The organism is Deltaproteobacteria bacterium (assembly GCA_026388545.1).
Lineage (GTDB): Bacteria > Desulfobacterota > Syntrophia > Syntrophales > UBA2185 > JAPLJS01.
The window spans coordinates 35,889-58,212 of the sequence record JAPLJS010000041.1 but is presented as its reverse complement, the minus strand read 5'-3'; the positions used below and the strand labels follow the sequence as shown (position 1 = coordinate 58,212).

General features: G+C 45.4%; 20 protein-coding genes. 13 read left to right on the top strand and 7 right to left on the bottom strand.

The genetic code is table 11. The features are described 5' to 3' along the window. Positions 1 to 239 precede the first annotated feature (239 nt). The 5 genes from NTW12_04130 to glgP all read left to right on the top strand — a co-directional run bounded on the left by NTW12_04130 (position 240) and on the right by glgP (position 9,956). Positions 240 to 878, top strand: coding sequence for an outer membrane lipoprotein carrier protein LolA (locus tag NTW12_04130; protein ID MCX5845534.1), 639 nt, complete (start codon positions 240 to 242; stop codon positions 876 to 878). A 121-nt stretch (positions 879 to 999) separates the two neighbouring features. Beyond that, entirely contained in the window at positions 1,000 to 3,000 is a 2,001-nt protein-coding gene (locus tag NTW12_04125; GenBank protein ID MCX5845533.1) for a glycogen debranching enzyme N-terminal domain-containing protein, read from the top strand. 182 nt (positions 3,001 to 3,182) lie between these two features. Then, entirely contained in the window at positions 3,183 to 4,478 is a 1,296-nt protein-coding gene (locus tag NTW12_04120) for a glycosyltransferase family 4 protein (GenBank protein ID MCX5845532.1), read from the top strand. A 12-nt stretch (positions 4,479 to 4,490) separates the two neighbouring features. Next, entirely contained in the window at positions 4,491 to 5,678 is a 1,188-nt protein-coding gene (locus NTW12_04115; GenBank protein ID MCX5845531.1) for a glycoside hydrolase family 57 protein, read from the top strand. A gap of 15 nt (positions 5,679 to 5,693) precedes the next feature. Next, positions 5,694 to 9,956, top strand: a complete 4,263-nt coding sequence (gene glgP / locus NTW12_04110) for an alpha-glucan family phosphorylase (protein MCX5845530.1) — start codon at positions 5,694 to 5,696, stop codon at positions 9,954 to 9,956. A 138-nt stretch (positions 9,957 to 10,094) separates the two neighbouring features. On the opposite strand, the gene NTW12_04105 is transcribed toward glgP, so the two are convergent. From NTW12_04105 to NTW12_04085, 5 genes are all read right to left on the bottom strand, one after another. Beyond that, positions 10,095 to 10,334, bottom strand: coding sequence for a type II toxin-antitoxin system HicA family toxin (locus NTW12_04105; protein ID MCX5845529.1), 240 nt, complete (start codon positions 10,332 to 10,334; stop codon positions 10,095 to 10,097). A gap of 5 nt (positions 10,335 to 10,339) precedes the next feature. Then, positions 10,340 to 10,558, bottom strand: coding sequence for a type II toxin-antitoxin system HicB family antitoxin (locus NTW12_04100; protein MCX5845528.1), 219 nt, complete (start codon positions 10,556 to 10,558; stop codon positions 10,340 to 10,342). A gap of 847 nt (positions 10,559 to 11,405) precedes the next feature. Further along, positions 11,406 to 11,630, bottom strand: a complete 225-nt coding sequence (locus NTW12_04095; GenBank protein MCX5845527.1) for a DUF2905 domain-containing protein — start codon at positions 11,628 to 11,630, stop codon at positions 11,406 to 11,408. Between the two features lie 45 nt (positions 11,631 to 11,675). Further along, complete coding sequence (locus NTW12_04090) at positions 11,676 to 12,620, bottom strand: radical SAM protein (protein ID MCX5845526.1); 945 nt, start codon at positions 12,618 to 12,620, stop codon at positions 11,676 to 11,678. Positions 12,621 to 12,633: 13 nt separating this feature from the next. Next, on the bottom strand, positions 12,634 to 13,710 hold the full coding sequence (locus NTW12_04085) for a hypothetical protein (protein MCX5845525.1): 1,077 nt from the start codon (positions 13,708 to 13,710) through the stop codon (positions 12,634 to 12,636). Between the two features lie 258 nt (positions 13,711 to 13,968). On the opposite strand from NTW12_04085, the gene NTW12_04080 reads away from it, so the two are divergent. The 7 genes from NTW12_04080 to NTW12_04050 all read left to right on the top strand — a co-directional run bounded on the left by NTW12_04080 (position 13,969) and on the right by NTW12_04050 (position 20,831). Beyond that, positions 13,969 to 15,225 (top strand): glutamate-5-semialdehyde dehydrogenase, encoded by a 1,257-nt coding sequence (locus NTW12_04080; protein MCX5845524.1) that lies wholly within the window; start codon positions 13,969 to 13,971, stop codon positions 15,223 to 15,225. Next, complete coding sequence (nadD, locus tag NTW12_04075; protein ID MCX5845523.1) at positions 15,222 to 15,872, top strand: nicotinate-nucleotide adenylyltransferase; 651 nt, start codon at positions 15,222 to 15,224, stop codon at positions 15,870 to 15,872. Before NTW12_04080 ends, nadD begins: the two co-directional genes overlap by 4 nt. Before the next feature lie 15 nt (positions 15,873 to 15,887). Further along, positions 15,888 to 16,694: a TPM domain-containing protein gene (locus NTW12_04070; GenBank protein MCX5845522.1), complete on the top strand. Its 807-nt coding sequence runs from the start codon at positions 15,888 to 15,890 to the stop codon at positions 16,692 to 16,694. A 14-nt stretch (positions 16,695 to 16,708) separates the two neighbouring features. Beyond that, entirely contained in the window at positions 16,709 to 17,440 is a 732-nt protein-coding gene (locus NTW12_04065) for a hypothetical protein (protein MCX5845521.1), read from the top strand. A 33-nt stretch (positions 17,441 to 17,473) separates the two neighbouring features. Beyond that, entirely contained in the window at positions 17,474 to 18,049 is a 576-nt protein-coding gene (locus NTW12_04060; GenBank protein MCX5845520.1) for a LemA family protein, read from the top strand. Between the two features lie 224 nt (positions 18,050 to 18,273). Beyond that, positions 18,274 to 19,182 carry a nitroreductase family protein gene (locus NTW12_04055; GenBank protein MCX5845519.1) on the top strand — a complete coding sequence of 303 codons (909 nt, stop codon included), beginning with the start codon at positions 18,274 to 18,276 and terminating at the stop codon, positions 19,180 to 19,182. Continuing rightward, positions 19,179 to 20,831, top strand: a complete 1,653-nt coding sequence (locus NTW12_04050; GenBank protein ID MCX5845518.1) for an AAA family ATPase — start codon at positions 19,179 to 19,181, stop codon at positions 20,829 to 20,831. The genes NTW12_04055 and NTW12_04050 overlap by 4 nt, the downstream gene beginning before the upstream one ends. Positions 20,832 to 20,936: 105 nt before the next feature. Here the strand turns inward: NTW12_04050 and NTW12_04045 are convergent, their stop codons facing one another. Further along, entirely contained in the window at positions 20,937 to 21,143 is a 207-nt protein-coding gene (locus NTW12_04045) for a hypothetical protein (GenBank protein MCX5845517.1), read from the bottom strand. 161 nt (positions 21,144 to 21,304) lie between these two features. Then, positions 21,305 to 21,574, bottom strand: a complete 270-nt coding sequence (locus tag NTW12_04040; GenBank protein MCX5845516.1) for a hypothetical protein — start codon at positions 21,572 to 21,574, stop codon at positions 21,305 to 21,307. Positions 21,575 to 21,758: 184 nt separating this feature from the next. On the opposite strand from NTW12_04040, the gene NTW12_04035 reads away from it, so the two are divergent. After that, positions 21,759 to 22,181, top strand: coding sequence for a thioesterase family protein (locus NTW12_04035; GenBank protein MCX5845515.1), 423 nt, complete (start codon positions 21,759 to 21,761; stop codon positions 22,179 to 22,181). Positions 22,182 to 22,324: the final 143 nt, after the last annotated feature.

Here is a 22,324-nt window from a genome sequence, read left to right as displayed (position 1 = left end):
GTAAGTCTTCAATAGTGACAAATTTATACCTCATTGCATACGATTTGAGCAGCGAATATATACAATAATTACAACATGATAAATAAGCGCCCTTTGATTTCTGATACTTATTGACCTCTTTTTTGTGAGATATAAACTCCTCGAAAAAAATGTGCCATTTCTTCTCTTTTTTTAAAATAAAAGATATTAAAAAAAAATATGGTCGCTGGAGCGGCTATTCAATAAAAGCAGCTGGTATCATGATATGCCTGCTGCTTTTTCCTTCCGTCCAGGCCCTGGGAGGGCCTCCGCCTCTCAAGGAGTTGATCGAAAAAGCTCAGGAGAGATATGAAAAAACAGTAGACCTTAAAGCACGATTCATACAGGAAGTGACTATCAAAGCCATGAATAAAACGGATCGGGAAGAAGGAACCGTCTATGTAAAAAATCCCAGGAGAATGTTGTGGAACTATTCGAAACCAAAAGCTAAAAAATTAATCATCAACCCCAAAAATGCCTGGTTATATATCCCGGAGGACCGTGTAGTCTATATTCAGGACACGGATACTATCTATAAGTCAAAGCTGGCGGTGAAGTTTCTTTCAGGGATAGGCAAGCTGGGTGAAGATTTTCATATTAACTTTTCCCGGCCTGACCCTGTGGATGGGAAAGGAAACTATCTTCTCACCCTTACTCCTTTCAATTCAGATACCGGCATCGATAAACTGAATTTAACCGTTGATAAGGATAATTTCCAGATTATACAGTTTAGTTTTACAGACTTGTATGGAAATGTTACCCGTGTCCGACTCACCGATATAAAAATCAACAACAACCTTCCCGATAAGCTCTTCAGTTTCAAGCCCCCACCCAATGTTGAAATTTTTAATATGCCATAATGAGAAGATTCTACAAATGACGTTTGCACGTAAATTGCGTAATTTCAACCTCACACTATCGCAATGAAAGGATCGCAAGTCTTTTCTCTTTACATTTTATTTTTTTAGGGGGTAAACATACATGCTCCGATATACACTCGATGAGGCATCTTGTCTAAATCTTGAAAAAGCATTGAACCTTGAGTGGCTTGAAACCAATGGGTTAGGGGGTTATGCATCCGGTACGATACTGAACTGCAATACAAGGAAATACCACGGGCTCCTGGTTGCAAATCTCAGAATACCGCAGGGGAGACACGTCCTCCTTTCATGGCTTGAGGATTCCATTTCTATGAGGGAAAACGAGTTTTTCCTCTCATGCTGTCAATATCCCGGTGTCTTTCATCCCCGGGAAGGGCATCTTCTCAAAGAATTTCGCCTGGATTATTCTCCCCAATTTACCTACGAAATGAATGGGATTAGCCTTCACAAGACAATTATGATGGTTCATGGCGAGGAGCGCGTCCTGATCAGGTATGATGTCGAGCATTGCCCGTTTCCCGGCGTTTTGCGATTGAAGCCCTTTTTTGCATATCGGGGATATCATGCGCTGGCAAAACAAAACATGTTCCTTCATACGAAAACTTGCAAAATAGTAAATGGATTCGAGATGCAGCCTTATGACGGCATGCCGCCCATATTTATTCAGACAAACGGAAAGTCAATATTTAATCCTTCACCCGTCTGGTACAACAATTTTGAATATCTGGTTGAAAAAGAAAGGGGGTTTGACTGGCGTGAGGATCTTTTCCTTCCCGGTATTTTTGAAATTCCCGTAAAAAAAGGGAGTACCGTCATTATTTCCGCATCGCTGGATATTTACCATGAGAAGCTGGAAAAGATATGGACGGCTGAAAAGACAAGGCGGACCCGTGAAACATTAAAAAATGAAAAGATCGTAAAAAAGTTTGAAAATCAAGAGGATAAGATTCATGTACGAAACCTGATTGCTTCGGGCCAGCAATTTCTGATCAAATCACCATCCGGCCGACCGGCAATCATCGCAGGCTACCACTGGTTCGTTGACTGGGGGCGAGACACACTCATTTCCCTGCCGGGGCTGACATTCTGCAGTGGTCGTAATGAGGAAGGGATTGCCATCCTCTCCTCACTTGGCGCACATGAAAAAAATGGCCTCCTTCCCAATTACTTTGCCGACGATGGGATGGGAAATACCTATAATACAGTGGATACCTCGCTTTGGTATTTCTGGGCCGTTCAACAGATGCTGAAGCATACCGGCGAGATCGAGACCATTAAAAGCAGGCTGTGGCCGATCATGAAGAGGATTGTGCAGGGGTATATGAACGGTACACTATTCAACATCCATATGAGTGAAAACGGTTTACTCCATGCAGGTGATAAAGATACACAGCTAACATGGATGGATGCAACCGCGGAAGGTAGTCCTGTAACCCCGAGATGGGGATATCCCGTAGAGATCAATGCCCTCTGGTATAATGCCGTCTGCTTTGCCCATGAACTTGCACAGCGTTTTGATGATCATGAGTCTTCTTTCCATGCCCTCATTCCAAGGATTAAAAAGTCATTTGTTGATACCTTCTGGATTGAAAGTAAGGCATATCTTGGCGATGTCTTCTGCAACGGATATCTGGATCCTGCCGTAAGGCCAAATCAGATTCTGGCTGTCTCGCTCCCCTATTCACCATTGGAACCCGCTCAATGGACCGGTGTGGTCGAGAAAGTCAGGCAGCACCTGTTGACTCCTGTGGGCTTAAGAACCCTCTCACCGGAGGATAAAAACTATAAAGGACAGTACGAAGGCGATGGCGTCTCAAGAGACTCGGCTTATCATCAAGGTACCGTATGGCCCTGGTTAATAGCACATTTCGGTGAAGCATATATCAGGGCTGCGACAGACAAGACCGCAGCGAAGATATTTCTCCTCAATTATATACGGCCATTTGTTCGTAAGCATATGTTGGAGGCCGGTGTGGGTTGTATATCTGAAATCTTTGACGGCGATCCCCCCCATCGCCCCAATGGGTGTATTTCGCAAGCATGGAGCGCAGCAGGATTGATCAGATTGTATACTCTTCTTAATGAAATTCCTGATTCATAGACGGTGGCTGAGCATAGGGAGTAGTGCATGGTGTGCGGATAAGGATTTTTTTCTGGTTTACTTTATTCTTTTGTTATGTCATGATGCCCACCGTATATTGATGGTTTCGTACAAGGGTCACCTCTGTAAAAACATTCCGCTACATTGTTATAGCCGTCTGGTGGTAAGGAGGCCATTTGCCCGTGAAAATCCTCATGTTTGGATGGGAATTTCCACCTCATGTTAGTGGCGGCCTCGGGACTGCCTGTTTCGGTATTACAAAGGCTCTGGTCGGCCTCGGCCACACAATTTTTTTCGTCATTCCGAAAATATTAGGCGAGGCGGGGCAATCACATGTGGAATTGATTTCAGCCTCCGGAGTTCCTGTCGAACAGCAATCTGCCGGAGGGATAAAGGTCTTTAAGGGTCTGGATATCAGATTGATCAATTCAACGCTAAGACCTTATCTAAATAAAGGCCAGTATGAAGATATCCTGCGGGGAAAGGTCTTGAATCTGCCTGCATACGAAAAAGGCCAGGGCGACACGGAGGAATCTCATGTCCTCACAATCTCTGAACACTACGGTCCAAACATGGTTGCTGAAGTTATACGGTATGCACGGGTAGCCGCTGTCATTGCCGAAAGTCAGACATTTGATATAATTCATGCCCATGACTGGATGACGGTCTTTGCCGGTCTTCATGCAAAAAAAGTCAGCGGGAAGCCCCTTATTCTTCACATTCATTCCCTTGAATTTGATCGAAGCGGCGAGCATGCCAATCAGGCAATCTTTTATATAGAACGATTCGGCATGGTATCGGCCGATCACATTATTGCAGTAAGTCATTATACAAAAAATATGATTGTCAACCATTACGGTATTCATCCTGATAAAATATCTGTCGTTCATAATGCCGTTTCCCGTGCAGAAGCTCCAAGGATTTACCATGTGGAGCCACATCCCGACAAAAAGATTATCCTTTTTCTCGGCAGGATTACCTTCCAGAAGGGCCCCGATTATTTCGTTGAAGCAGCGGCTAAAGTATTAAAAAAACTACCTGAAGTAACGTTCGTCATGGCGGGTGCAGGAGACATGATTTCCCGTATGATCGAGCGCGTCGCCGAACTGGGAATAGGGAAAAATTTTCACTTCACCGGATTTCTGCAGGGAACCGAAGTGGAGCAGATATTTACAATGAGTGATCTTTATGTCATGCCGAGTGTATCTGAGCCTTTCGGTATCTCGCCTCTTGAGGCAATGGTGTATGATGTACCGGTTATTATTTCCCGGCAGTCAGGGGTGTCGGAGATACTTCATCATGCATTGAAAGTGGATTTCTGGGATGTAAATGAAATTGCCAATAAGATTATAGCAATTTTAAAATACCCTAGACTGGTGGCAGAAATGATCGAACGGTCGCGTGAAGAATTACACACTGTTCGCTGGGAAAATGCTGCTGAGAAGATCGTCACTGTCTACGATCACGTATTGCATTGAAAAGGTGGGAAAATGCCAAGCATCTGTCTAAATTTCCATGTTCATCAACCCCGCTGGTTGAAGCACTACACCTTTTTTGATATTGATCATGACCATGTTTATGAGGATGTGGAAAAAAATCTTCAGATCCTGAACAAAGTATCCGATAACTATTATCTTCCGGCCAACAGTATCATGCTTGATTTATTAAATCAGTATCAGGGAGATTTCCGGATTGCCTTTTCGATCAGCGGTATTTGCCTTGATCAGTTTGAAAAACATCGTGTTGATGTGCTTGACAGCTTTAAACGTCTTGCTGATACAGGATGTGTGGAGTTCATTAATGAAACATACCATCACTCACTTGCTTTTCTGTTTTCTGCACGGGAATTTAAAGAGCAGGTCATGTTGCATAAAAAGAAGATAAAGACTTTGTTCGGTCAGACTCCCAAGACGTTTCGCAATACCGGACTCATCTATAACAATGATCTCGCAAGGACTATAGAAAAAATGGGCTTCGATGTCATTCTGGCCGAGGGAACAGATAAAATTTTAGGATGGCGGTCTCCTCATTATGTCTATCAACCCGCGGGGTGTAAAAAACTGAAACTGCTCTTGAGAAACTACCGTCTATCCAATGATATTGCTTTTCACTTTTCAGACTCAAAATGGTCTGAACATCCCCTCATGGCTGATAAATATACACACTGGATTCACAATATAACCGATACCGGAGCCAGAGATAGTATTAACCTTTATATGGATTATGAGACATTTGGCAATCACCCGTGGGAAAAAGCGGGGTTTTTTGAATTCATCCGGATGCTCGCCCGTGAAATCGTAAAGCATCCCGATTATCGGTTTCAGACCCCTTCGGAAATTGCCGGAGATTACGATCCCATTGACCAACTGGATGTAACGGACTTTATCTCGTCGGCAGATGGTGAACAAGATTTAAGTACATGGGTGGGAAATAATCTGCAGAAAGATGCCATAAATACATTGTACAGTATGGAATCGAACGTGCAGCGTCATAAAAAAGGGATGTTTCTCCATACCTGGCGCATGCTCCAGGCATCCGATCACTTTTTTTATATGTGCACCAAGTGGCCTGCCGATGAAGATGGACAGAAACATTCCAATCCTTATGGGTCGCCTTATGATGCATACATCAACTATATGAATATTATCGATGACTTTTCCGGTCATTTCGGCAATTAAAAGAGGAGTTAATTCATGAAAAAACATACTAAAGGCTATCTGTTTGAGGTCAGCTGGGAGGTCTGCAATAAGGTAGGAGGCATATATACCGTCGTTGCCAGCAAGAGCAGGGAGGCCATTCAGAACTATGGAGAACGTTACTTCCTCCTGGGACCTGATCTCAAAACCAATCCTGATTTTGAAGAAACTGATGAAGCCTGCTGGGTAAAGATCAGGGAAAGTACGGCCATTAAAGATATCCCATGTCGTTTTGGCAGGTGGAAGATCCCCGGTGAACCAAAGGTTATCCTCGTTAGTTTCGGGAAAAAATACGATAAAGAACAGTTACTCTTCAGGCTCTGGGAGGATTATGGCGTCGATTCGATAGCGGGCGGCTGGGACTATGTGGAACCGGTGATGTTCAGTTATGCCTGCGGCGAGGTCATAGAAATAACGTATAATCTGATGGTAAGACCACATGGCATACCCGCCGTTGCACAGTTCCATGAATGGATGTGCGGTGCAGGCCTCCTCTATGTGAAAAAAAAGGTTCCGGAAATAGGCACTGTCTTCACCACACATGCCACGATCCTGGGAAGAAGCCTTGCCGACTCAGGTGTGGATATTTATAAGTCCATGGAAAATATCTCACCACAGGTAGAAGCAGGCGCCCATAATATCAAGGCCAAGTATTCAATGGAACTGGCCTCAGCGAGGGAAGCAGACTGTTTTACGACAGTCAGTGAAATAACAGCTTCTGAAGCGAAAAATTTTCTTGGAAGGTACCCGGATATTATCACACCCAATGGGCTCGACATGGACCATATTCCTGATCTCACAACAGATAGAATGTCTGCATTAAAGTCGAGAGAAATACTCATCAATGCAGCATCACGATTTCTGAGAAAAGATTTTCCTTCAAATACAAAGATTGTGGTCATATCAGGGCGTTATGAATTCCATAATAAAGGCATCGATATTTCTCTGAATGCATTCAGCAGGCTCGACAAAGATATGACAAAAGATGAAGCGGTCCTGGTCTATCTTTTCGTAATTGGTGGTCACATGGATTTGATTCCCGCCCTTCAGATCGATCAAACACAAACAAGACTCGAACCGAGCAACCCTCCCATTACAACCCACAGGCTCCATAACGAGTCATATGATCCAATCTTGCAGGCATGTAAAAGTTTGGGACTTATGAACTCAACACAAAACAGGGTTAATGTCATTTTTAACCCGGCATATCTCAATGGTCATGATGGTCTTATTAATATGACCTATTATGAAGCCCTTTCAGGGTGTGATCTGGGGGTTTTCCCGTCGTACTATGAACCCTGGGGATATACACCCCTTGAAAGTGTCGCCCACGCCGTGCCCACAATAACGACTGATCAGGCAGGTTTTGGAACTTGGGTACAGCTAACGATAGGTGAGAATAGCGGAGTTATTATCTTAAACCGTAAGGGGCAGAAAATCAATTTAATTGAAGATAATTTATATACTATCTTCAAAGGCTTTCTATCCTGGGGTGATGAAGAAATTAAGGAGAGACGAAAGAGCGCCCGTCATGTGGCGCTCCAGGCAAACTGGAAAGATTTCTTCAAGTTATACCTTAAAGCATATGATGAAGCTATCGCCGTTGCATATGACCGTGCTGATAAACTCATCTTAATAGACTACAGGGTGGAAAAAAAATATGTCTTTGCCGGTACTGTATCGACTCAGCCTCATTTTCGCGCGTTTACTGCCGTCGTAAATCTTCCCCTCAAAATTGAGCGGCTGAGGGAACTTGCCTACAATTTATGGTGGACATGGCACCCCAAAGCCCGCAGTTTGTATATTTCCCTCGATCCTAAACTTTGGCCGGAAATGGGAAATAATCCCGTTAGAATGTTGGAGACGGTATCGCCTGAAAAGTTATTGGAGGCCTCGGAAAATCCCACCTACATGACTCATTACACGCAGATCATCCAGCAGTTCGATGAATATTTGAGCGATAGAACTCCCCATGAAAGGGTGCATGCCTCTCCGGCAATCAAGTGGTCGTCACCGGTTGCCTATTTCTCCGCCGAATATGGCCTTCATGAAAGCCTCCCCATTTATTCGGGTGGGTTGGGTACACTCTCTGGTGATCACTTAAAAACCGCCAGCGACCTCAATATTCCGCTCGTGGGTATAGGTCTTCTTTACAAGAACGGCTATTTCAGACAGGTTATTGATAAAAATGGCATCCAGACTGAGGAATATCCGGAAAACGTCTTTTCCATAATGCCTGTTCAGATTGTCCGGGACGACATGGGAAATGAAGTTCAAATATCCCTTGAACTGCCGGGAAGAACACTCTACGCAAATATCTGGGAAGTAAAGGTGGGACGGGTTTCGTTATACCTGCTGAATGCCGATGTTCCGGGAAATACCGTTCAGGACCGAAAGATTACAGAACGACTGTATCCCGCTGACCAGAGAATCCGGATCGAACAGGAAATCCTCTTAGGCATGGGTGGTGTCAGGTTGATAAAAAAGCTGGGTATCAGGCCCCGTGTCTACCACATCAATGAGGGACATTCCGCATTTCTTATTTTTGAGAGAATCGCTGACCAGATGACCGAGGAAGGTCTTTCCCTCGATGAGGCTACTGAGTTGGTTCGCGGTAGTACCGTTTTTACAACCCATACTCCCGTTGAAGCAGGTATTGAAAGGTTCCCCAAGGACATGATGGAACATTACTTTTCCGGCTTCGTAAAAAGAACAGGCATGTCCTGGTCACAGTTCTGGGAACTGGGACGAAAGGAAGGCGGCGAAGAAAAGACCTTTTTCATGACCAAACTTGCCTTCAAAATAGCACATATGAGTAATGCAGTAAGTCACGTTCACGAAGAGGTATCGAAGCGAATGTGGTATGATTTATGGAAGGGCTTTAACATCTCGGACATCCCAATCGGTCATGTCACGAATGGCGCCCATACCATGTCTTACATCGCGCAGAGAATGAAAGACCTCTTTGACACATATCTGGGACCTGCATGGGAAAGTAACATCACAGACCCCGAAACGTGGGAAAAGGTTCAGGATATCCCCGACTCATTGCTGTGGGACACCCGATATGAACTCAAGCAAAGATTGATCAATTTTTTGAGGGAATACCTCTCCAGGCACTGGGTGAAATATGGTTATACAAAGACATGGCGGGAAGAATTTTTTTCAAAAATCAATCCCGCAGCCCTGGTGATTGGATTCGCAAGACGCTTCGCGCCTTACAAGCGCGCCGATATGCTCCTGTCTGACCTGGACCGCCTGGACAAAATTTTAAATCATCCAACACGCCCCGTTCACATAATCATCGCTGGAAAGTCTCATCCAAACGACGGAATGGGGAAAAATCTTATTAAGAAGGTTATCGACATCTGCAGGGATGAAAGATTCAGGGGCAAGATTTTTTTCATCGAGGACTATGACATTAATATTGGCCGGCGTCTTTTTCAGGGTGTCGATGTGTGGTTGAATACGCCTCGAAGACCCCATGAAGCGAGCGGCACGAGCGGTGAAAAGGTTATCGCGAACGGGGTGCTTAATCTCAGCATATCCGATGGGTGGTGGTGTGAAGGTTATGATGGAACTAATGGCTGGAACATAGGACCTGTTGTGAGAGGGTATTCCGAAGAAAGAGACAATGCCGATGAAGAAGACAGCCAGTCGCTTTATTCAATACTCGAGAATTCAGTGATACCGACATTCTATAGCAGGGAGATATCGGGACTGCCGGAAAAATGGATCACTATGATGAAAAGATCCATGCAAACCCTTATGCCCAAATTCAACACGGCAAGGATGCTCCTCGAATACTACCATACAATGTATCTGCCCACGGCCAACAGGGAACATGAACTTTACACGGATGGACACAAGCTGGCTCGCGAGCTTGCAGACTGGAAGCTCAAAATTCCCATGCGTTTTTCCTCACTCAGATTGTTGGATGCCAGCATTGAAGGAATCCATGGGGATACCGTTTTTGTTGATCAACCGCTTATCGTAAGCACGAGAATTGATGCAGGAAAGGTGGATCCTGATGAAATCTTAGTTGAACTGGTAATCGGAAGAAAGGATGGATACGAATTTACTGATTCTCCGGATTGTGTGCCTTTAAAATTAGCGAACAAGACACTGGATGGAGTTCTTACCTATTCCGCGGAATACATAGTCAAGCAGAACGGCCCCCACATATACGGTATCAGGGTACTTCCGTACCATAAAAATCTTGCAGCCAAGCAGGAAACCGGCCTTGTCCTCTGGGCGTAAACGTAAACGGGGACAAATTTATTTACTAAAATAAATCTGTCCCCGTTTTGTTGACGTTCCCACTGTGAAAACCTTGACACAAAAATCAGCCGACGCTGGAAGTGGTCGGCTGTATTGATTTGTTATCTGAAAAATACATCATGTCTCATTATAAGCTCTTAGGAATTCATCTCTTGATATGCCCGCCTGTGTACAAATTGTTCTCAGGGTGGAAGATTTAATAATAGGGTGGTTAGGCATTGTTAGTGGGATTTTTATTCCATCAGGAGTTTCACGAACCATTGCAACATGTTCCTTCTCCCGGACAATACGAAATCCTAAAATCTCTAATGCTTTAATAACCCTGCGCTTGGGAGCATCGATGGGGAATTTAGCCATTAAGCTTATACACCCGCCTCAGCAATAAACGCTTCAATTATAGGCGGATCGATGTCAATAACATCATCGCCAAATGTTTCAACATGAAATTTGATCGCAGATTTTACATTCATAAGGGCTTCTTCATAAGTGTCACCCTGGCCTACTATGACACCCTTGATTCCCAGTGGGTACGCAACGTAGCCATCAGTGTGTTTTTCGACAATAATTTTGTAGTTTTTCACAAAGATTCCCCCCCTTAATGTTTATTTCAAGATTATAATAGCACAGTTTATATGTATTCTTCTAACTCAAATTTTTCAGATAACGTAAAGATCACCGGCTCGAGGAACGAGCGTTCGGTGGATTTATAGGTTCGGTGACCTAATTTTTTTTCTGCAAGAAATCGTAATCTTAGGAGTATATTTTTGTGGCCAAAATGGGCAGTATTAGGCTAAATATAGGCCGTTTTTTAATCCTATTCTTTATGATACCTACTACTTATCTTGGTCCGACCCCATTGACCACCATTGACCATTGCACAGCTACGTTGACGTTCCAGAGTTCGCATGATTCCATTAGATTAGATTAGGATGGCAATCTAAGAGTCAAACGTAGACTTGACCCCTGACCCCCTCTATTCTTTATGATACCTACTACTTATCTTGGTCCGACCCCATTGACCAATATTTATAAAAAAGAATATTTTCCAGAACAATGCCTTTCCAATTGGTTGCTGCCAAGCGAAGCCAAACAAGCCAACCGCTCCAATTGCACTAACGACGTACGCGGCAACGAGTAGAGCCGTACCTATTAGCGAGGGGTTTTCTATTGCTTCTCTGATATCCGCACCGACACCAAGAACGGTACCGAAAAGGAGAAGCCCAAAATACACTTTCCAAGCTTTTTGAAATCGGAGCATTTTTTTGGCGTCCCAACATCAATTAGACCGCCTCTCAGCGGTGTTATTGTGCCGATGAGTATCGGCTTAATTTTTATAATTTCTTTTAAATAAGATATGTTCGCTTGTCAAGAGCTCAATAATATTGAGTAGTAAAATACCGATAGAGGTTTGGATTTGAGATTATGGGACTATTTACGGCCAATGAATATCAGGATGATCGTGATGATGATGCTGATGAGGATACTTGTAGCCAGGGGAAAATAGAAGGTAATGTTCTTGCCTTTATAATAGAAATCACCGGGAAGCCGTCCGATCCACGGTATTTTTCCGCCCAGCAGGAAAAGGCCTCCTATGCCCGCGATGACGAGACCGATAATAAGGAGAATCTTGCCGAAGCCGGTAAAATCAGCCATAGGGTTTTTCCTTTAGATCGAGTTTATAAATGAATTATATCACATTTATGACCAGTTGAACGGCTCTTTCTGCTCAAAATCCGGGGCCAAAGCCCGGTCATCCACATCCTGAGTGAAGATGTTTTCAAAACCCATGTCAAGGGCGTGATTGATCACACGCTCATATTCCACACGGGTGATCCTCCTGCCCAGGTGGGGGTGATTTTTCACAGAGGGAATGGGTGTATACTGGGACATGATGCTCAAAGTTACAGAAATGGATATATGTGTTTTAATCAGTCTGAGAACTTCGAGGCTGTTCGATATGAATCCGGGAAGGATGAGATGGCGAATGAGAATCCCTCTTTTCGCGATGCCGTCGTCCTCCCAAAGCGAATCTCCTGCCTGCCGCACCATTTCCTTGATGGATTCAACGGCATACCATGGATAATCCTTCGCCCCCGAAAGGACAAGAGCGTCATTTTCACTGCCATACTTAAAATCGGGCAGATAGATATCCACCATCCCTTCCAGGAGTTTTAAAACTTCCGGATTCTCATAACCGCCGCAATTGTAAACGAGGGGAAGATGCAAACCTCTCCGGCGGGCGATCAGAAGCGCCTCCATGATCCGGGCTATATGGGGTGTGGGTGTAACCGGTTCAATATTGTGACAGCCCTTCTCCTGCAACGCCAGCATGACACCCGAAAGTCCTTCACTATCCATCCGTTCCCCTGATACTTCATGGCTTATCTGATAGTTCTGGCAGTAGATACATTTTAGATTGCATGAAGAAAGGAATAGTGTTCCCGCGCCCCGGGTCCCTGAAATGGGAGGCTCCTCTCCATAATGCGCAAGGGCACGGTTCATTACGACGTCATCCGAGAGACGGCAGAACCCCAACTCGCCTACCCTCCTGTTTACCCCGCATTTTCTGGGGCAGAGTGTGCAGTTTTCCAGGATTTCTTTTAGTTGATGAATATTCCGGGGCGAGATTGCTTCAGTGACCACTTCCGGCCATACCTCACTGAACTGTTATCTTTTCCACAACACCCTTGATTTTCTTGCTTTCAACGAGTTCCAGGAATTCTTCTCCCAGAGGTTGCGCGAGTTCAACGGCCCGCCGCCAGTTTTTTATGCGGGTAGCCGGGTCATCGATGAAAATCGCAAAATCGTCCCGCTCCGGCACCTTCCCCCCGGGAAGCTTGGCAATGAAGGTATCAGCAGGATAAATCATCACGACATTATCCAGGATGTCCGCCTGCGGCCGACGATAGGAAAGCCTCTTGTCCAGCCAGCCCGGTATGATCCGTTCCTGATGGTTAAAGAACAGTATGATATCCTCGTTTGTCGGGGCATAGTTATGGGTCAGATGATAATCAATGAGGCCGCCATCCCGGTATACCCCGCTTGGCGCCCCGTAGATGTCTTTGATACCTGCAACAACCAGGGGAATAGCTCCGGAAGCCATGACGGCGTACTTAAAATTGATCTCGTTCAATCGGATATATCGTCCCCGGTAACCGGGCCGCAGGCAAAAGTGCGGCGGCTTTGGTCCGTTATAAAACACAACCCGCTCAGCAAAATCATGAATGTATGAACGGTTTATGGCATTGAAGAGAAAACAGATCCCGATGCCGATACGCTGTACCCACTTTAGCTCAGAAGCCACGAGATTTCTTGCACGGGCTGTAATGATTACAAGACGGTATTTTTTATTGGCAAGCGCAAAAGAGAGGGCATCATCCTCAATATAGGCATTTGCAAGATTTACCAATGATTCCAGAACTGTAGCGGGGGTGTCGTTTCTTTTGTAGGTTATACCGATGTAGGATTCCATAAGAGTGCGGTAACTCTTCTCAGGTTCAGGCTGTAGCCAGGCGGCAAAACGCATCGCTCCTGCCGATGAACCAACGAGATGGATTGCCTTGGAACGCCCCAAGAGGCCATTTTTTAACAGGGTTAGATCGAAACCGCTGGCAATCAGCCATCGGGGACCTGTCGCCGGACCGAAATACGTTGTTACGCGGTCAAAGTGAAAGCCCCCATCCTGAATGATTTCATAGGCCCGTTTGCCCGCTTTGATACAGATATTGCTCATTTTTTTAAACCGTTGACAATTTCGATCCCGGTGACCTCAGGTAAAATTTATAAACTTATACGAAGACTTACCGGGAATTACCACAAATGATCTTGACACTGTCCCGGACGTTCGATAAAGTAGAGCATCTGAAAGGAAAGTACCCGCTGTTTTTATTAGATGGCGGTTAATACATAAACACAGCGACTTTTGTCAATGCCTATTGTTGACAAAGCCCTTAAAAATCTGCGTCGATAGTTAATAAATAAGGGATTTTGTATGGATATCAAAAAACAGGTGGTAGAAATAGCAAAAAATGCAAAAAGCGCTGCCTCTGTGCTTGCCCGATTATCGTCAGATGCAAAAAACAGAGTCCTCCATGATATGGCGGAAGAACTCATCAGGCAAACCGGCCTATTGATGCGTGAAAACGAAAAGGATATTGAGAAGGCAAAGCAGATGGGTCTCTCCGAGGCCATGATTGACAGGCTCACATTGAAGGAAAGTACAATTGAGGGTATTGCCAAGGGCTTAGGAGAAGTCGCCGCCCTCCCGGACCCGGTGGGGAATGTGACCTCCATGTGGCGAAGACCAAACGGCCTTCTCGTCGGGCGAATGCGGATTCCTCTGGGGGTTATCGGCATCATCTATGAATCCCGTCCAAACGTGACGGTGGATGCTGCCGCCCTTTGTCTGAAATCCGGCAATGCTGTCATTTTAAGAGGCGGTTCCGAGGCAATACACTCAAATATCGCTATCGCGCAAATCCTCCGGAGTGTCTTAAAAAAAGGTGCGATCCCCGAGGGGGCCATTCAGGTAATTCCGATGACCGAAAGGAAAGCGGTACATGAGATGTTGCAGCTTGAGGAATATATAGACCTGATCATCCCGAGGGGGGGCGAGGACCTGATCAGGGCTGTTGTGAACGAGTCGAAGATTCCGGTCATAAAACATTACAAAGGTGTCTGCCATATATTTGTCGATGCCAGTGCTGATTTTGACATGGCAGTATCAATTTGTATGAATGCAAAGACCCAGCGTCCCGGGGTCTGTAATGCCATGGAGACCCTCCTCGTCCATCAGGATATTGCGGAGCGATTCCTGCCGCTCGTTTCGCGTCATTTCAAAGACGCGGGCGTTGTCCTGAAGGGCTGCGACAGGACAAGACAAATCCTTCCGGATAGTGAAAAAGCAAAAGAGGATGACTGGTACCGGGAATACCTCGATCTCATATTATCCGTACGCATTGTGGATACCATTGATGATGCTATCGCCCATATCGAAAAGTACGGCTCCCTCCACACGGAATCAATAATTACCAGCAATTATCGGAATGCGCAGCGGTTTTTAAGTGAAGTCAATTCTTCCACTGTTCTGGTCAATGCGTCAACCCGCTTCAGCGACGGCTTTGAGCTGGGCCTCGGTGCAGAGATTGGAATCAGTACAACAAAACTCCATGCCTTTGGCCCTATGGGACTGGAAGAGCTGACAACGACAAAATTTATCATCTATGGGGATGGACAGGTGAGAACATGAAATGGGGATTATTGGGAGGCACATTTGATCCGATACACACCGGGCACCTGAGATGTGCCGAGGAAGTGCTTGAAATTTTTGATCTGAACAGGATCATCGTTGTTCCTGCTTCGAAACCGCCGCACAAAATAGATGCCGCTATCACATCGTTTCATCACCGGGAACAGATGATTATGCAGGCAATCGAGGGGAACCATGTATTTTCCTTCTCCGATGTGGAGAAGCGGCGGGAGGATACATCTTACTCGGTGGAAACGGTTGAATACATCCTGAAGAAATATATGGAGAATCTGAAATTGTATTTCATCCTGGGACAGGATGCCTTTCACGCCATCCAAACATGGAAGGATTGGCAACGGCTGCTCCTGCTCTGCAATTTCGTGGTCATGACAAGACCAGGATATGAGGACAGAGGTCTGGAAGGAATTCTCCCCGCTGATTTTGCTTCCCGCTTTACGTATGATGATACTTTAAAAGGCTTCCGAGGTCCAACCGGGCACATCATTTTTTTCAGGGGGGTCACTTTCCTGGATATCTCATCCAGCGATATCAGGCAAAGGGTAAGAGAAGGTAAATCCATCAAATACTTGGTTCCAGAGACAGTCCGCCATTATATTGTAAAGAATTCTCTGTACAAGAACTCCTGAAACAGTAGGTACAATTTGAAGGATAGTGCGAAAAAGACCGTGTTTCAATGGGCAGGAACGCTTTGGCTGATACTGGGCATTATCGTGTGCCTTTTTATTGCAGCAACGTCGGAGGCCGAAGAGAAGTTTCCCAAACCGGTCGGTGCTGTCAATGATTTTGCCGGGGTAATCCCATCGGACGATAAAAACCGGATGGAAGGTCTGGCCAGGGAGGTTATCGAAAAAACCGGAACAGCGATAGTTGTTGCTACGATGACAAGCATCGGAGATAACGATCTGAATGATTATGTCAACCGCTTGTACCAGGCATGGGGCATCGGCAAAAAAGGGGAAGACAAGGGAGTCCTGATATTTCTTACCGTGAAGGAGAGGAAGTTCAGGATTGAAACGGGATACGGCGTTGAGGGCATCCTTCCTGATGGACTTGTGGGTGAAATTCGTGACAGATACGCAATCCCGTATCTCAAACAGGGCGACTACGGAAAGGGTCTTTCCAATGCCATGACCGCTGTGGCTTACGTTGTGGCGAAAGACGCCAATGTTTCCCTGACAGGCGGCGGACATATCGATCAACCGAAAAAGCAAGAGGTCAGGCGTGGCAGCGGGATATTGCCCCTGATCATTCTCATCCTGATCCTGATTCCACTTCTGGGTACGAGGCAGGGCAGGGAAATGATCCCATGGCTGCTCCTCATACTGCTGAGCGGGAGTGGCGGCAGAGGTGGAGGTAGCGGTGGAGGTTTTGGAAGCTTTGGCGGTGGCGGCTTCGGCGGCTTTGGCGGCGGTTCAAGCGGGGGCGGCGGAGCAAGCGGGGATTTTTGACGGAAGGTGAGAAAATGGCTAAAATACCGAAAGACCCAGCAGAAATATTTCCAGAGATAACCGACGACTTCAAGAAGGTCTTTGAGAGCGATCTCATTTCACTTATCCTTTACGGAAGCGGCGCCGGCGACCATTACATTCCGGGCAAGTCGGATCTCAATTTTCTTGTGATCCTCTCGGAAGGAGGAATTGACAATCTGGATAAAGCCATCGGTACTGTTACCCGATGGAGGAAACGGCAGGCGGCAATTCCGCTTTTCATGACGAAAGCAGAGATTGTATCTTCCCTCGATTCTTATCCCATTGAATTCCTCACGATGAAAAAACATTATAAACTCGTTTACGGCGAGGACGTCCTGGGAGGATTATCCTTCGAGCCATCCCATCTCAGATTGCAGTTCGAGAGGGAGCTGAGAGGAAAAATCCTGCATTTAAGGAGGGGATTACTGGAATCGGAAGGGCAGGTAAAAAGGCTGCGGGAACTCATCAAAGCCTCTTTCACCGCATTTATTTCCATATTTAAAGCCCTCTTATATTTAAAAGGAATCGACATTCCCCAAAGCCGACGGGATATTATCCGCACTGTCGCCGGTGCATATTCCATTGATCCGGACGTTTTTCTGAAATGCGCGGATATCAAGGAAGACGTTGATAGTATACCATCGTCCGAGGTGAAGAATTTATTTATGGGCTATCTTAAGGAAATCGAAAAACTATCCAAACTTGTTGACAGCATGACACTTTAAAAAAAAACTACGAATTATATCAGGAGGCACAGCATGACCAGCGGAAAAAGAAATCTCATCATTGCAGGTGTAATTGTACTTATCGTTGTTTTTGCTCTCTACTCTTTCGTAAAAGGTAATTATAACACCTTTGTTTCGTTGGATGAGGCGGTAAAAGGTTCCTGGGCACAGGTGGAAAACCAGTTGCAGAGGAGGTACGACCTGATCCCGAACCTTGTGGAGACTGTAAAAGGATACGCCAAACAGGAAAAGGATGTCCTTGTGGAAGTTACCAACGCCAGGGCAAAGGTGGGTGGTGCGGCGAGTGTGCCGGAGAAGATCGGCGCCAATAATGAATTGTCCAGCGCCTTAAGCAGGCTTTTAGTCGTGGTGGAAAAGTACCCCGATCTTAAGTCCAATCAGAATTTCCTCCGCCTTCAGGATGAGCTTGCGGGAACGGAAAACCGGATTGCCGTCGAAAGAAAACGTTATAATGACGCGGTGAAGGTGTTCAATATCGCGATCAGAAGTTTCCCGGCAAATTTGCTGGCAGGCATGTTCAACTTCCAGAGTGCAACGTTTTTCGAGGCGCCCGCGTCGGCAAAGGCCGCTCCGCAAGTCAAGTTTTAATTCGGTTATAAAGGGGGAAGAGAAACGATACAATAGATATCTTCCTTGCCGGGAAGTTCTACAAGGTTCAAATTGTCTCGATGATCGATACAAAATCCCCTCATCCCCCATTTCGAAAAGGTGGATGGGGGGATTTTTACTTGTTGTGATCAGAATATTTAGATAAAGTTTCTCGAGAAGGGAGTATACAAAGGCCGCCGGAAAAGTTTGATAAGGAGGATGGGATGGACAGAGCCGTTACGACAGTTATTGACACTGAAAAGTGTATCGGGTGTGGTTTGTGTGTAAAAGTCTGCCCGTCAAGAACCATTTCCATGCAGGGTGAAAAGGCGGTTGTGTCCGGCGACAGGTCACTGTCATGCGGGCACTGCGCCGCTATTTGTCCCGTTGATGCAATCAGAGTAAACGCCATTGATAAAGCATCATCCTGTTTCACCACTTTCATGGGGGATGATTCATGGCTGCCGTATGGTGAATTTGACACAGTGCAACTTGTCAGACTTATGGGATCAAGGCGTTCATGCCGCAATTACACAGACAGACCCGTCGATCGTGTTTTACTTGACGATCTGGTTAAAATCGGCCTCACTGCTCCTTCCGGGACAAACAGCCAGTTATGGACCTTCACCGTGTTGCCCACACAAAAAGCCCTCCTCAATCTTGGGGAGCATATCGCTGCCTTCTTCAAAAGGTTGAATCGTATGTCTGAAAAGAAGTACCTGCGATGGTCTTTAAGACTGATCGGCAAACCGGGGCTGGATGAATACTTCAGAGATCATCACGATTCCGTCGAGGAGGCGCTCGCTGAGTGGGAAAACTGCGGTACCGACAGACTGTTTCATGGGGCAACGGCGGCGATAGTGGTAGGATCGAAGCCCGGAGCATCCTGTCCTAAGGAAGACGCCCTCCTTGCCACGCAGAACATCATCCTGGCAGCTCACAGTATGGGACTGGGTACGTGCCTCATCGGGTTTGTCGTGGAAGCCCTGAAGAGGGACATCACCATAAAGAGATTTTCAGGCATCCCCGATAATGAGAGAGTGTATTCCGTTATCGCCCTTGGGCATCCCGATGAGAAATATCAGCGAATCGCGGGAAGAAAAAAATACGTCCAGCGTTATTATGAAGCATGAACGCTCGTTCTGCATGGGCATCCCGAGACGCTCCCGGAACGGCTTTTCTGACGGTTAAGGAAATGGATAGTGAAATGACTGAGTACACACAATTTTATGGCTTTTCAGAGAATCCCTTTGACATATCTCCGGACCCAAAATTCTTTTTCTCAGCAGAAAGCCACAGCGAAGCCTTAGCCGGATTGTTGTATGGGATCAACCAGAGGAAAGGATTTGTCCTCATCCTGGGAGAAGAAGGTATCGGCAAGACCACACTTATTCACCATCTGATAACCACATTAGACAGGAACGTAAAGACTGTCTTCTTTCCCCAGAGTCAAATAACCTTCGAACAAATGTTGAAGGAAATCATCCTCACGCTGGAACTTCCGCTAAAGGTCGAAGTCAAGGGATCCATGCTGCATGAACTCTATTACTACCTGATTCGATCTCTGGAACAAGATGAGAATGTTGTGATCATTATTGATGAGGCCCACAACATAAGCCTGGAGGCGATTGAAGAATTGCGTTTGCTCTCAAATCTGGAGACCAGTAAATCAAAGTTGCTTCAGATTGTGATTGTCGGTCAGCCGGAGCTCAAAGCAAAACTCCGTTCTGAAGTTATACGGCAGATTAATCAGCGCATTGTCGTCAGTTCCCAGATCAGCCCTTTGACTGAAGAAGAATCCCTGCAATACATCGATCACCGGTTGAAAATTGTGGGAAGCGGCAGCAATGAAATCTTCACAGGCGAGGCTTTATCCATGATCTGCCGGCACGCAAAAGGAATCCCCCGGGTAATCAATATCCTGTGCAGTAATGCCTTGTCTGTTGGTTATGGTCTTTCCGAGAAAAAAATATCCGCTTCCATTGTGAGGAAGATTCGGAGAGAAAAAGACATCTTAACACGAGAAAAGGCTAAAAAACTGTCTTCCGGGATTAAAAAAAATCTGCCTCGTAAAATTTCCTATGCTTTCCTGACGCTGGCTGTCTTTATGGCGGTTATATTCTTTAATAAGGATTACGTGCAACATGTTGTCAGTTCGATGAAATTAAAAAATGTAACGGGCGTTTCGGCATTTAGGGATAAAGATGAATCTGCGAAGCCCACAGGTAAACGGTATGTAGTTCCTGAACCGGTTCCAGGCACCCCGAATCCGGAGATCATAAATGCCCAACCCGAAACTTCACAAGCCCCCGCCTCATCGGTAACTCCTATGAGTCGCCCCTATACCGAGATTCGTATTAAAAAAATAGTTGAAGCGAAAGTAGGGACGAATCTATCTCTATTGGCCCTTAAATATTATAATGAGGCGAATATAACCCTCATGGACCACATTTTGGAACAGAACCCGGAAATTACCGACCCCAATCTGATCTTGGTCGATCAGAAAATCAAGATTCCGGAAATTACCGAATCGTTGCTGCTTCTCCCGTCTTCAAATGGTGTATGGAAAGTTCACCTGGGGACTTTTTCGAATCCCAAAGATGCCGCCCGATATATAGATGATATTGACTTGCTCGGAAAAAAGATGGAGGTTGTCCCCCGGAAAGTATCGCAAACCGAAACGTGGTACAGAGTGTTGGCAGGGCCGTTTGTGAGCAAAAATGAAGGATTGAAGGCCATAGAGGACCTGAAACGGAAGGGACTTTTACCCTCCTTCCGATGACCGTAAAACGGAAATTATTAATCGTAATCGCTTGTTAACCCCAACGCGATCTTCGGGGATCGCGCTCACTGCGGAGGCAACATTACCCTACTATTCCATAGTCTCTTATTGAATCTGGGACTGATCCTTTTCCTTCTTTACCAGACGAAGCATCGATTGGGGGACAAGGTAGTCCCTCATTTTTGATACAATATAGACCAGTATCCAGAGATCATCCGGTGTCCTGTTTCCCCGCCTTCCCACAATTTTACCCACAAAGCCATTAAACGGATGTTTGGGATGATCGATGACGACCATATCTCCTAATTCCATCTTCTTTTTCTCCTTTTTCCCGGTTTCGCATTTACAATGAGCGGGTTACTTTAAACCGTCAGCATGAAACTCTTGTTGTTAATACTGAATGAAATAACCCAGGAACCACTCTAAAAGACTTATCTCTCTAATTAAACACTCGTACTTTTTTCGATTTATTTTTAATCTTTTTGAACCCTCTCAAATAATTCTCTTAGCGCAGGGATAATATAGACATCAGTGAGATCAAAATTTTTTAGGGCTGTCAACAAGGTTTGAATTTTATCTTTTACGGATGCCCTGGAATTGACAATAATGACGCATTCTCCTTTTAATCGGCAGAGGCCGCCTGTACTCGTTAACTCTTCTTCAACAATTTTTTCATACCGTATTTGTATCCCCAGCTTGTAAGCTAATCCCTCAAGTTGACTCAAGGCGGTGTGATCATCCATATAAATTCCCGGTATTTTATTGGGTACGGATAGTATATTATCTAATACTGTCTACAACGTCAAGTTTTGCTCATGCACATCTGCATATGATGAAATGTCGAAAAGCATTTTTATGTTTGACTTATTTTAAAAATTTCGCTTTATTGCCTCAGATGCAATTTAACTATCATAATGGAGGTATATCATGAAAGATTCCTTACAGCCCGGACTGACTGTTGAGTTTACGTTCAAGGTTCCAGAAAACAAGACCGTACCCTACCTTTACCCGGAATTTGGCGAGGGCCAGGTCATGCCGAAGGTTTTTGCTACGGGATTCCTCGTAGGACTGTATGAATTTTCCTGTATCAAAGCGCTCAACCCCCATCTGGACTGGCCCAATGAGCAGACGGTAGGCATCGGCATAAATATGACTCATACTGCGGCAACTCCGGAGGGAATGACAATTACCGTCAAGGGGAAACTGGAAAAGGCAGAGGGACGAAAATTGACATTTTCATTGGAAGCATATGATGATGCAGAAAAGATATCCGAGGCGACTCATGAGAGATTTGTCATAAATGCGGAAAAATTTAAAGCTGCCGTCGATAAAAAAACTGGTAATATATAAAAGAGCAGAAACAAAAATACTATGACGCATTCAGGGGGTTCGGCAAAAACGGCTGACCTCTCATTTTGCATTTCCCTAAGTCCGGAATTAAATCCGCAACGAGGGCAATCCCCAAAGTTTGCTTTGGGGGCAGAGAATGAACG

Bases quoted from the DNA above. Each gene is read 5' to 3' on its own strand.
- NTW12_04130 (MCX5845534.1), top strand. From the start codon at position 240: ATGATATGCCTGCTGCTTTTTCCTTCCGTCCAGGCCCTGGGAGGGCCT.
- NTW12_04125 (MCX5845533.1), top strand. From the start codon at position 1,000: ATGCTCCGATATACACTCGATGAGGCATCTTGTCTAAATCTTGAAAAA.
- NTW12_04115 (MCX5845531.1), top strand. From the start codon at position 4,491: ATGCCAAGCATCTGTCTAAATTTCCATGTTCATCAACCCCGCTGGTTG.
- glgP (MCX5845530.1), top strand. From the start codon at position 5,694: ATGAAAAAACATACTAAAGGCTATCTGTTTGAGGTCAGCTGGGAGGTC.
- NTW12_04105 (MCX5845529.1), bottom strand. From the start codon at position 10,334: ATGGCTAAATTCCCCATCGATGCTCCCAAGCGCAGGGTTATTAAAGCA.
- NTW12_04095 (MCX5845527.1), bottom strand. From the start codon at position 11,630: ATGGCTGATTTTACCGGCTTCGGCAAGATTCTCCTTATTATCGGTCTC.
- NTW12_04085 (MCX5845525.1), bottom strand. From the start codon at position 13,710: ATGAGCAATATCTGTATCAAAGCGGGCAAACGGGCCTATGAAATCATT.
- NTW12_04080 (MCX5845524.1), top strand. From the start codon at position 13,969: ATGGATATCAAAAAACAGGTGGTAGAAATAGCAAAAAATGCAAAAAGC.
- nadD (MCX5845523.1), top strand. From the start codon at position 15,222: ATGAAATGGGGATTATTGGGAGGCACATTTGATCCGATACACACCGGG.
- NTW12_04065 (MCX5845521.1), top strand. From the start codon at position 16,709: ATGGCTAAAATACCGAAAGACCCAGCAGAAATATTTCCAGAGATAACC.
- NTW12_04060 (MCX5845520.1), top strand. From the start codon at position 17,474: ATGACCAGCGGAAAAAGAAATCTCATCATTGCAGGTGTAATTGTACTT.
- NTW12_04055 (MCX5845519.1), top strand. From the start codon at position 18,274: ATGGACAGAGCCGTTACGACAGTTATTGACACTGAAAAGTGTATCGGG.
- NTW12_04050 (MCX5845518.1), top strand. From the start codon at position 19,179: ATGAACGCTCGTTCTGCATGGGCATCCCGAGACGCTCCCGGAACGGCT.
- NTW12_04045 (MCX5845517.1), bottom strand. From the start codon at position 21,143: ATGGAATTAGGAGATATGGTCGTCATCGATCATCCCAAACATCCGTTT.
- NTW12_04040 (MCX5845516.1), bottom strand. From the start codon at position 21,574: ATGGATGATCACACCGCCTTGAGTCAACTTGAGGGATTAGCTTACAAG.
- NTW12_04035 (MCX5845515.1), top strand. From the start codon at position 21,759: ATGAAAGATTCCTTACAGCCCGGACTGACTGTTGAGTTTACGTTCAAG.